The sequence below is a fragment of the Acinetobacter courvalinii genome (genome assembly GCF_014635545.1).
GTDB lineage: Bacteria > Pseudomonadota > Gammaproteobacteria > Pseudomonadales > Moraxellaceae > Acinetobacter > Acinetobacter courvalinii.
The window spans coordinates 1,387,720-1,399,306 of record NZ_BMDA01000001.1; the positions used below are offsets into that span (position 1 = coordinate 1,387,720).

Consider the following 11,587-nt stretch of genomic DNA (forward strand, 5'->3'; position numbering starts at 1 on the left):
GCATGTTGTTTGTATAAGAAAAGTTTCAGATCAACCTTACAAAGCTTCATTTTTCTAAAAGATAAAAAACTGCCGCTGAAAAGCAAAAACCCCTGCCAGCGCAGAGGTTTTATTTGTTTATTTTAACCCCCCCCATTTAGATTTTGGAGTGGGTGCCATATTGATCAATCATGATTGAACTGGCTTCATTCAGTCCGCGGACGGTGACATCGACGCCATTTTTCTGGAATTTACTCACTACAGTATCCAGCATTGCCACTGAAGTCACATCCCAGATATGCGAATGGGTTAAATCAATAACCACCTGTTTTACCCCTTCTTTAAAGTCAAAACAATGTAAGAACTTTTCGGATGAACTAAAAAAGATTTGTCCATGCAGTACATATAAGCGTGCCGGACCTTCAAATGAGGTCTTCACATGAATGTCATTTTCCAGTTTATTGGCCAGGAACAATGCCGATAGCAGCACACCGGTTAATACCCCTAAAGCCAGATTATGCGTGGCCACCACCACGCCAACTGTTGCGATCATCACCACATTACTGCTCTTTGGATTGGAACTGAACTGGGTAATCGACTTCCATTCAAAGGTGCTGATCGAAACCATGATCATCACAGCCACCAAAGCCGCCATCGGAATGACTTTGAGCCAGTCACTCAGAAACACCACCAGAATGAGTAAAAACACACCCGCACAAAAGGTCGATAATCTGGTCAGTCCACCTGATTTTACATTAATCATGGATTGACCAATCATGGCACAACCGGCCATGCCGCCCATGAAGCCCGAGGCAATATTGGCAATACCCTGCCCTTTACACTCTTGAAACTTGTCGCTGGGCGTATCGGTCATTTCATCGACAATCGTGGCGGTCATCATCGATTCCAGCAGGCCGACGACCGCCATGGGAATGGAATAAGGCAGGATGATCATCAATGTTTCAAGATTTAAAGGAATATCAGGTAACAAAAACACCGGCAGCGTATCCGGTAATGCACCCATATCGCCAACGGTTCTGAGATCCAGCCCCATAGACATTGCTATCAGGGTAATGATGATAATGCACACCAACGGCGATGGCAGCAGCTTTCCGAGCTTCGGAATCAGGGGAAATAAATAGATAATGGCTAAACCGAGGGCAACAAAAGCATATACATGCCATGTCACATGCATCAGTTCCGGTAACTGGGCCATAAAAATCAGAATGGCTAAGGCGTTGACGAAACCGATAACCACAGATTTAGAAACGAAGCGCATCAACTTGGCCAGTTTGAGATAGCCCGCAATAATCTGGAATACACCTGTCAGAATGGTGGCTGCCAGTAAATACTGCAATCCGTGTTCCTTGACCAACGTGACCATCAGTAAAGCCATGGCACCTGTTGCAGCAGAAATCATGGCTGGACGACCGCCAACAAATGAAATCACCACCGCAATACAGAAAGAAGCATACAGGCCAATTTTTGGATCGACACCCGCAATAATGGAAAATGCAATCGCTTCTGGTATAAGAGCCAGACCAACCACAAGCCCGGACAAAATATCCCCGCGAATATTGGAGAACCACTGTTCCCGAACATTGGATAACATAGAAATAGCCTATTGGTATATTTTTAAATAAAGGCCAGTGATGTGATATATACATGCACACGACTACACCACATCACTAGTCAAAGTGATGAGTTAATTTTCAAGCAAGAGAAATCAACTAGGGTGGCGTAAGCTGCATAAGATGAATGAACAGATCAGAATGAATTGTGGCGCTAGCCTAACATAGGGATAAAATGATGTCTAACCGTATCTTCACATCCTTAAATGACCATCTCCTGTCTATTTAAGCAAAAAAATACCGCCAATAAAGACGGTACGCTGCAGTCCAGCGATTGCAGAAGTATGAGGGGTTCGGAGCCTCATACTTCTTTAGCACAACTTGTTTAACTCATTGAATGTTGTTTGAATTCTTCGCTTTTAAAATAGGAGACCAATTCGTCATAGCAATCCTCTGGCTGCGGACGAACCAGTTTCTGAATTTCATAATGAACCGTAAATTCAGGTGGAATATGTTCCAGAATTGGAGGAAGCTTTTTCTTACCGCCAATGGTGATTCTTTCAATAAAACCTGCTAACCATAAAATGAATTCATCCCGATGTTGATGATGTGGCACCAGGCTAACATCAATATTCAGGGCATCTTCACGTAGCGGCTTTTGGAAACCTTCCTGAAAATCGATATACTGGTACAGCAATTTCATTTCTGTCCCCTTGATTTCCTCGCGCACTTCTTTAATTAAAAAATTTAAATACTCAACAGGTTTTTGCGTAAATTTTTTTTCATCTTTAAACTTGTTATACACTTTTTCCGCTATACGCAAATATTGTGGCATTTGTTATCTCCTCCATATTTTCTACACAGGGTAAATTATGGAGATATCCTAGTTATCATTTGTAATGATTGTTTAGTTTTATTTTTACTATGTAACTGTAATGTATAAGGAAAATCCTGAGTTGCTGACTCAGGATTCGGCTAGAACCGCACTTTAAATAGTGACTCTTTTAACACTTTTGAATCTTTATGATATCGGTTAGGTTATTTCCGCTTTCCTGTTCTTTATGTTGATAAACAATTTGTAATATTTGCTGACTTTCTAAATTTTTTAGAAAATGAAGAATATTTTGCATCTCATCGATGCCATAGCCGTATCCGATGAATAAAAACTCACCTATACCCAGCCGGGTTATACTCTGTTCAAGCTTTTGTATATTATTCATTGTCCTCTCCAATCCATAAACCAGCTTTATTTATATAATATGACATAGAGATCAATTAAAAATACGGCTTGTACATTTTATTAACAACTCATATTCAAGTATAATCAATAGAACGTGTAACTTTACAAAAAAAATTTTTAAATAATTAGTCTAATAATTTTTATATTTATTTAAATCGGCCATAAGGGAGCCTCAACAAAACCACATAACGATTTTAATTTTTTATAAACATAATTTATATTCGTAAAGTCAGATTGATAATAAATACGTTTATTAAAACCCGATTACTGCCACTGTTGAAGTACCTGCAACAGCTGCTCTAAAATCAGCAAAAATTTTGGCAAACAATAAGCCAAAGCAATCCCGCTCCTGTCTGGGTAAAACACATAGTGAAGCGTATAACTTATAGAAAGATGAGACAAATAAGCTAATTCTCGCTCAATGCTGAGTAGCACCTAACAAAGAATTTGCCGGAATAACTTTGAAGTTACATGTGATAATAGTGTTAACAATTTAATAAATAAATTTAGTTAAATCTTACATTTATTCAGGTTTTACTAGAGATAATGCTGATGACTTGAAGAATAAGCTCCAATGACATATCAAAATGAAATACAGACTTTAACCCATCTTGCTACCACCTTTCGCGAAGCGTTGGATCACGTAACCAATGGCTTTATTACTGGTGCGTTTAGTAAATTTCCCAAGGAATGTGGTTCAGATGCTTGTGAGCTGTTGCAGTATTATTTACTTAATGTCCATTATATCAAGTCTGATTATCGGGTGGGAAAAGTTCAGATTTCTTCACGTACACCAGAAATCGCGCACTGTTACCTGGTGGTTAATGGGGTCATTCTCGATATTACCGCCGATCAGTTTCATAAGGAATGGTTCCCTAAAGTGATTGTTTGTGAAAGTGCGCAGTATCCTTTAACCCCTTATTTTAAATATGTTCGCAGCAAATCAGGACAGGATTTAATTCCATTAAATCCTTACTTACAGTCTATTTATGACCAGGTGGTAAAATATCTGGAAAGAAAATAGCTTGAAATTTCAAATAAGCGATTCGAGTATAAAACGGGATGATGTTATTTTATACTCGAACAACCCTCAACTTATTCAAAGCTTGATTAAAAACAAATATCAGCGCCAAGCTAAAAGCGAACTATTTCACTTTGCTGATCCGGCAAAGACATCATTTGTAAATGCTCAAAAAATTGATGCATGTTGCTTGCCCATTTGTTTGTATCAAGATCGGCAATAAGGTAAGTGTGCATGTCTTCAAGCAAATCTATAGCGTGAATGTGCACCCGCTGGGCAAAATGCGATTGCTGTACATAACTGATCGGTAAAATCGCAAGTCCCACATCCAGACTGACACAACTCACAATGCCATCCAGACTCCCCATTTCAATAATGTTGACTGCCGGAAGATGCCATGAAGACAGAAATAAATCTATTGCTTTTCGATAGCTACAACCTTGCTTAAAGGCAATAAATTTCTTTTGCAGCAGATATTCTTTAGAAAGTTGTGGGGGTGCTTTTTTTGAAGAAATTAACACCAGTTCCTCGGTCCAGACATGAAAATTAAACATGCCTTCAATCGGGGCGTGATTGGCAACAAATGCACAATCCAGCTTTGAAGCTTTCACCAAATCAATCAGTTCCCTGCTGGGTGCAGTTGATAATGCAAAAGGGAAATCAGGCGTAGATTCTTGTAAGTCACGAAATAAGGCTGGAAGCCTGACCGCCGCCGTTGTCTCCATACTGCCAATCTCTAAAGGGAAATTGGCAGCAAGCTGATGATGAGCAAATGTATCCAGCAGCTCTTTTTGTAAGTGGAGCATTTTTTCTGCATAGCCATATAACTGCATACCCGCTCGGGTGGGCTGCACCGGATTTTGCCGATGTAACAGCTCAACCTTCAGTTCTGTTTCTAGTTTTTTGATATGGCTGGTGACATTGGACTGCACCGTATGCAGGACCTTCGCCGCTTCAGAAAAGCTACCTAGCTTTACCACCCGCATAAATATTTCTAAAGACTTAATCTGCATCGCTATCACTATTAAAGATAGTTGGTATCAATTCAAATCATTTTACATGATTAACATCTATTGTTTAAATCTTATTGAATTTTTCGGGATCTAGAGAAGATACAGCATGAACGCTTCTAAACTTATATTTTTAATCTGTATTTTAAGCAGTTTGAGCTATGGGTTGTTTTTAGTGGACACCAAAGTGTTTGGCAAAGCACGGCCCTTAGATCACCTCAACTCTCGTGATTAAATCGTGGTATTGAAAAAATGAGCAGGATGAATACAGCAATCTCCAAGCAAGGCCCGCTTAAATCAGCATTCAGTGCAGCACTGATAATAGCGATTGGCATGGGTTTTGGCCGCTTTGCATTTACGGCAGTCTATCCACATATGATCGCGGAAGGCATCTTGAGTTTACATAGTGCCAGTATCGCGGCATCGGCCAATTATGCAGGCTATTTATTCGGGGCTTTATTCGCGATTAAGATTCAGTCACAGCATAGCTATGCCACCTCAGTATTTGCCACTATAGGTACGACACTTTGCCTCATCCTGCTTGCTTATGTGGATTCAGCTTCGGTGATTATTTTTATTCGTGGTCTTGCCGGTGTATTGAGTGCCTTCGCCATGGTTTCAGCCTCGTTATGGCTGCTACAACAACAGAAACAAAGCCATCAAGCCCCTATTTTATATGCTGGTGTAGGGCTTGGGATTACCTTGTCCGCTGAACTTTTGGTGTTTGGTACACAACTGGGTTGGCAGAGTAAAAGCTTATGGTTATTTCTTGGCGCATCGAGTTTGATACTGGGTTTGGTTGCTATTGCAGGGTTATCCCGAGCTCAGCCCCGATCAGCTTTCGAATCGAATCTATCTCATAGCTATGTTAAAGCACCCAAAGCTATAGCATTGATTATGATCTATGCCCTGGCAGGTTTTGGCTACATTATCACGGCGACCTATTTACCCTTGCTGGTCAAACAGGCTCTACCAAATATTGAGGCGGCACACATCTGGGCAATCTTCGGTTTAGGTGCGATTCCTTCCTGTTTTTTTTGGCATTATCTCCATGACAGACTGGGGACACGAGTCGCTTTATCTTCTAATCTGGGATTACAGGCCATCGGTGTAGTATTACCCATCATTATCCCAACCGCATGGGGTTATCTGTTAAGCGCGTTACTGGTAGGTGGAACCTTTATGGGAACGGTGACCATTGCCATGCCGGTGGCACAGCGAATCACACGTCAAAGCAAAACTAATTTAATTGCCATCATGACCGTGGTGTATGGCCTCGGTCAGATCATTGGGCCAATCATAGCAAACACCCTATTTTCAATGTATCACACCCTCGATAGCTCACTCATCACCGCAGCGACTGCATTATTGATTGCAACACTGATCAGTCTAAAATCAGCTGAGTCGATTCATTAAGCGGAAACAGAGGATTTAAAAAACCTTCATCTGCTTGTATTGTTGCAACTCATCCAAGGAGTTAATGCTATGACAAAACAAGCTTTGCTTCTGAAATGCCACCGTCTGCGCCTCCAGTTGTTGGAAACAAGGTCGCAAGCTGAGCTTGTTGTCAGCGATTGCTTGTTCCAGCACCGATAAACTATCCCGCTTTAGCAGACAAAATGGATATAACCCATCTCCATTGATGGTGACGTAGGCTACTTGTGCTTGAGGAGCTTTTTCTAAAGCCCGATGCAGTTTCAACACAACCTGATTGGGAATATAAGTCACATCACAGGGGATAAATAATACATGATCTGTTTTGACATGTGACCACGCGCTTTTCATGCCCATTAATGGACCTAAAAACCCGGCTTGATCATCCGCATAACAGTGAATATCAGTTGCAATTTGCTGGTAAATCGAACGGTCACGATGGCTATTCACCCAGATTTGCTGGACCTGATACTTAAAGTGCTCAGAAATTTTTAACAGTTGAATCTGATCATCAAACTGTTGCAGCAGCTTGTTCACGCCATTCATACGGCGCGCTTGCCCTCCCGCCAGGATCACCAGATCTGTAGCGGGATATTCGATATTCATGCTTCTGCCTCCAGTTGACAGGTTTTAATCAAGCCACGTATCTCAGCTAAACAAGAACCACAATTTCCACCCGCTTTTAAACAGGCCGTGACTTGTTTTTCATGCGTGATATTTTGCGTTTTAATGGCTTCAATAATCCTGTTTTTACCCACTTTAAAGCAACTACAAACCAGTGGTCCATCATTATTTGCAGTGGACATAGGCATACCCGCCAGTAAGGCTTTACGATGTAAGGCACTCAAACGTTCACGTTTAAATAGACTCGCCACCCAATCCCGATTTGGCAATAACTCAGCCGGTGCAATATATAAACTGGCAATCAGGATACCCTCTTTTAAAATCACACTATGACTGAGTTGCGATGAAATATCTTCAAGGCTTAACCATTCATAGGTTTCATCGACAAAAGGCAACAAGCTTTTTAAATTCTTTTGGGTCTCATCAAGACTGTGACGATCAGCAAGTTCATAACGGATGGCTTTTGCCGTTTTGATCTTGGTCCACCATGCACAACGTTGTAAAGATGCTTTAATCTGATGTTCAAAACCTTCACGGACATAAAGCACCCCTTGCCAAGAGGTATGGAAGGGCTGAATCGCCACAGGGGTATGTTTAAATTCAGGCTCACCTGAAATCGCATCCACTACTGGATTGACCACTTTACCAATCCGCGCATCCGAAGCGACTTGCTCAGTCCAGTGAATTGGCGCAAAAATTTGACCACGGCGTACGCCTTGTGCCAAGGTCACACGCAGTACACAACGACCCCATTGTGATCGGACTTCCACTAAAGCTTTATCACGGATACCGAATTTTAACGCATCATTCGGATGAATCTCGCAAAATGGTTCCGCACGATGCGTAGTCAGGTTTGCCGATAAACCGGTACGGGTCATGGTATGCCATTGGTCACGAATCCGTCCCGTGTTCAACACCAATGGATAATCTTCGGAGATCGCATGCACTGGATCGATGGCAACGGTTGGAATCAGTTTAGCTTTTTGGTTTTTATGACTAAAACTGCCACGATCAAATAACTGTTCCACCGCGATGCTTTGCCCTTTCTCCCACACAGGCCATTGTGTTGGACGTAAATGGTTATATTCGTCCAGACTTAAATTCATGAGGCCTTTTAAATTGAAATAACGGAAATTTTCAACTTGCTCACGTTGGTCAACACTGGCATTTTGATAAGCCGATAAAGCCGCATGTTCATTAAAAATGTCACAGGCATGCTTAAAATCAAAACCCGTAAAACCGAGTTTTTTTGCAACCTCTGCTACCGCCCACCAATCCGCTTTGGCTTGCTTGGGTGGAGTTAAAAATGCACGCTGGCGTGAAATACGGCGTTCAGAATTGGTGACTGTGCCATCTTTCTCCCCCCAACCTAATGCAGGTAACAATACATCGGCATAGGCTGTGGTATCTGTATCTGCACAAATATCGGAGACCACCACAAACTCACACTTTTCCAAGGCGCGTTTGGCTTGATCTGCATCGGGCAAACTGACGACTGGATTGGTTGCCATAATCCAGATGGCTTTGATTTTGCCGCTCTCTACCGCTTGGAATAGATCAACGGCTTTTAAGCCAGCTTGCTTGGCAATCACAGGACTGTTCCAAAAGCTTTGTACCAGTTGTTGATGCGAAGGATTGTCCAGCTCCAGATGCGCAGCCAACATATTGGCCAATCCTCCCACTTCACGACCACCCATGGCATTGGGTTGACCGGTCATGGAAAATGGCGCTGCACCTAATTTACCAATTTTTCCAGTGAGTAAATGGCAGTTGATAATGCTATTGGCTTTATTGACGCCTTGAGAGGACTGATTAACGCCCATTGAAAAGAGTGTGATCACCTTTTCAGTTTGCGCAAACTTATCAAAAAACAGTTGTAATTTTTCTGCAGAAATTCCGGTACGTTTCACCAAAGCATTAACATTTTGCTCGCTTTCACTTGCAGCTACCAATGCCGCTAAACCTTCGGTATAGGTCTCTACAAAATGATGGTCGGTGTAATCATGATGATAAAGATGCTGAAAAAGGCCGTTAAATAGAGCCACATCCTGACCGGGTAGAATCGGCAAATGCAAATCCGCTTGTTCACAGGTACTGGTAAAACGGGGATCGACCACCACCACAAATAAATCAGGATTGTTGCTCTTGGCCTGCATGATGCGTTGATACAAGACAGGATGACACCAAGCGGTATTAGAACCAACCAGAACCACCATGTCTGTATGTTCAAAATCTTCATAACTGGCAGGGACGATATCTTCACCGAAGGCACGTTTATGCGCTGCAACTGCAGACGACATACATAGGCGTGAATTGGTATCAATATTGGCGGTACCTAAATAGCCTTTTACAAACTTATTCACCACATAATAATCTTCGGTCAGCAACTGACCTGAAACATAAAATGCAACGCTGTCAGCGCCATATTGATCAATACAAGCTTGGAACTGGTCTGCAATTTTTTCAATCGCCTGATCCCATGTTGTGACTTGACGATGGTTTTTACGGCCAAACATCGGATGCAAGACACGGGTTTCCAAGCCTAGCGTATCGGCTAAGTTACTGCCTTTAATGCAGAGCCGTCCGAAGTTGGAAGGATGATCCAGACTTCCTGCAACTTGTACCGTCGTGCCATGCGTTTTATGTTGGACACTGACATCCACACCACAACCTACACCACAATAAGGACAGGTTGTTTTGGTAATAATTGTTTCTGCTTGATCGGAGCGACTGTGTTCTAAATTTTGAATACTGTTCATGACTGCCCCTTTTACCTAGTTAATCCGCTGAACTTTACACTCAACTAAAAAATCATTCTGAGTTCTTCTCCAGTTTCAGCTTATGGATAAACTTTCTAAAACTAGATTTTTCTCATCACACACTATCGTGACAGGCGGCATGGATGCCGCCTTGTTGAGCTGCGGTAACAAGGATGTACCGTCAGCTCAACAAAGGATTTTTGTTACTTTTCATCCTTGAAAAGTAAGGCCATGCCTTTACAAATAACATCAGCCCATACATGAAATATGCGGCAATGCCATTAATGCATAACCTATTCTTCACGAAAAAGTTAGCTTTTACCCTGCCTTTTTCATTGCAAAATCCTTACCAAATAACAGCTTGTTTCTAAAGCTAGAAACAGGAGTTTGATCTGCAATCAACTCGGCATACCACATACCATCTTCGGTATCACCAAACAGAACCGCACCAATAACTTTGTCCTTTTGGATAATGATACGTTTATAAATTTGACGCTTGTCATCATTGAGGATGATGTCTTCATAATCTTCTTTCGGTTCAAAGTTTCCAGCCGAGAATACATCCACCCCACTGACTTTTAACTGTGTTGGTACAGTCGGTGATTTAAAGGTTAAGCTGCCATGTTCAGCCAAATGCGTTGCACAAATAAAGGCTTGTCCCCACAGTGGCTCAACCAGACCAAAAGTTTGATTACGATGCTCAATGCATTCGCCCACGGCATAAATACTTGGATCAAAGGTTTGCATGGTGTCATTCACCAAGATGCCCCGGTTACAACGCAGTCCTGCACGTTGAGCCAATGCAATATTCGGGCGAATCCCGACCGCAAAAATGACTAAATCTGCGTCCAGTACCGTTCCATCTTTAAGTCGGACTTGACTGACATGACCGTCTACACCAAGCAATGCTTCAGTATTGGCTTCGGTAATAATATTGATACCCTTTTGCTCAATACTATGACGTAACATACGGCTGGCACGTCCATCCAACTGACGTTCCATGATTCGATCCATCAAGTGCAGAACAGTCACATTCATGCCACGTTGTTTCAGACCATAGGCCGCTTCCAGACCCAATAAACCGCCACCAATTACCACAGCATTCTTCTTGCTCTCGCAATATTTGATCATGGTGTTGACATCATAAATATCACGGAAGCTGATCACGCCTTTTAAATCCACACCTTGCACAGGTGGAATAAACGGCGATGAACCTGTGGCAATGATCAGACGGTCATAATCAACACTTTCACCTTTCTCGGTATGTACCACTTTGCGAGTACGATCAATCTTGATTGCAGGGTCATCGGCAATAAATTTGATGTCTTTGTCACGATACCACGCATGTGGATGCAGCATGATGTCATCAATGGTTTTTTCACCGGAAAGTACGGGCGACAACATAATCCGGTTGTAATTGCCCCAAGGTTCCTCGCCAATCACGGTGATGTCATAACGCTCTGGTGCCATATCCAGTAAGTCTTCCAGACAGCGCATCCCCGCCAAACCATTACCAATCAACACCAGTTTCAGCTTTTCTTGAGCAACGCCATTGTTGGTAATATAAGTCTTTTGCGGAACAGCCCCGACCCACACCCGACCATTTTCAATTTTGGTTGGGAAAACCAACAGCTTTTGATCTTTATCTTCCAAACAACGACCCGTCGCTAAACTGAAATGTTGCTTATAAATCGGCGATGCAATCACGCGTTCACCTTGTAAATCGCCAATGATGCCGCGACACATTACATTGGCTTGGCTGAATGGATCTTTATTACTAAGCGCATAAATGCGCTTTTCGTGACCGACACGAAACAGCGCCACCGATTGACCTTCAATCAATGCGCCGACACCTGTATTTGGTGTGATGTCATCTAGCGCGCAGACCTCAACCCATTGATTTTCTGGCAGCATATTGATGTTCTTTAAACTGGTCATTTGAGTGCTCC

The 11,587-nt window shown here is 42.3% G+C and carries 9 protein-coding genes; 2 read left to right on the forward strand and 7 right to left on the reverse strand.

Going from position 1 to position 11,587, the window contains the following annotated elements; translation table 11 throughout:
* Positions 1–136: 136 nt before the first annotated feature.
* From IEV39_RS06225 to IEV39_RS06235, 3 genes are all read right to left on the reverse strand, one after another.
* Positions 137–1,591 carry a SulP family inorganic anion transporter gene (locus IEV39_RS06225; RefSeq protein WP_005285544.1) on the reverse strand — a complete coding sequence of 485 codons (1,455 nt, stop codon included), beginning with the start codon at positions 1,589–1,591 and terminating at the stop codon, positions 137–139.
* Positions 1,592–1,935: 344 nt separating this feature from the next.
* Entirely contained in the window at positions 1,936–2,385 is a 450-nt protein-coding gene (locus IEV39_RS06230; protein ID WP_005285542.1) for a hypothetical protein, read from the reverse strand.
* Positions 2,386–2,554: 169 nt separating this feature from the next.
* The gene (locus IEV39_RS06235; protein ID WP_005285532.1) at positions 2,555–2,770 is read right to left on the reverse strand and encodes a hypothetical protein; all 216 of its coding nucleotides are present in this window, start codon (positions 2,768–2,770) and stop codon (positions 2,555–2,557) included.
* A 594-nt stretch (positions 2,771–3,364) separates the two neighbouring features.
* Here IEV39_RS06235 and IEV39_RS06240 point away from each other — a divergent pair.
* Positions 3,365–3,814 (forward strand): hypothetical protein, encoded by a 450-nt coding sequence (locus IEV39_RS06240; protein ID WP_005285531.1) that lies wholly within the window; start codon positions 3,365–3,367, stop codon positions 3,812–3,814.
* 110 nt (positions 3,815–3,924) lie between these two features.
* On the opposite strand, the gene IEV39_RS06245 is transcribed toward IEV39_RS06240, so the two are convergent.
* On the reverse strand, positions 3,925–4,824 hold the full coding sequence (locus tag IEV39_RS06245) for a LysR family transcriptional regulator (RefSeq protein WP_005285530.1): 900 nt from the start codon (positions 4,822–4,824) through the stop codon (positions 3,925–3,927).
* 258 nt (positions 4,825–5,082) lie between these two features.
* On the opposite strand from IEV39_RS06245, the gene IEV39_RS06250 reads away from it, so the two are divergent.
* Positions 5,083–6,237, forward strand: a complete 1,155-nt coding sequence (locus IEV39_RS06250; protein ID WP_032883148.1) for a YbfB/YjiJ family MFS transporter — start codon at positions 5,083–5,085, stop codon at positions 6,235–6,237.
* A 15-nt stretch (positions 6,238–6,252) separates the two neighbouring features.
* Here the strand turns inward: IEV39_RS06250 and IEV39_RS06255 are convergent, their stop codons facing one another.
* The 3 genes from IEV39_RS06255 to nirD form a co-directional block, all read right to left on the reverse strand.
* On the reverse strand, positions 6,253–6,861 hold the full coding sequence (locus IEV39_RS06255; protein WP_005285528.1) for an NTP transferase domain-containing protein: 609 nt from the start codon (positions 6,859–6,861) through the stop codon (positions 6,253–6,255).
* The gene (locus tag IEV39_RS06260) at positions 6,858–9,638 is read right to left on the reverse strand and encodes a nitrate reductase (protein ID WP_005285521.1); all 2,781 of its coding nucleotides are present in this window, start codon (positions 9,636–9,638) and stop codon (positions 6,858–6,860) included. Before IEV39_RS06260 ends, IEV39_RS06255 begins: the two co-directional genes overlap by 4 nt.
* A 318-nt stretch (positions 9,639–9,956) precedes the next feature.
* Positions 9,957–11,576 (reverse strand): nitrite reductase small subunit NirD, encoded by a 1,620-nt coding sequence (nirD, locus tag IEV39_RS06265; RefSeq protein ID WP_005285518.1) that lies wholly within the window; start codon positions 11,574–11,576, stop codon positions 9,957–9,959.
* Positions 11,577–11,587: the final 11 nt, after the last annotated feature.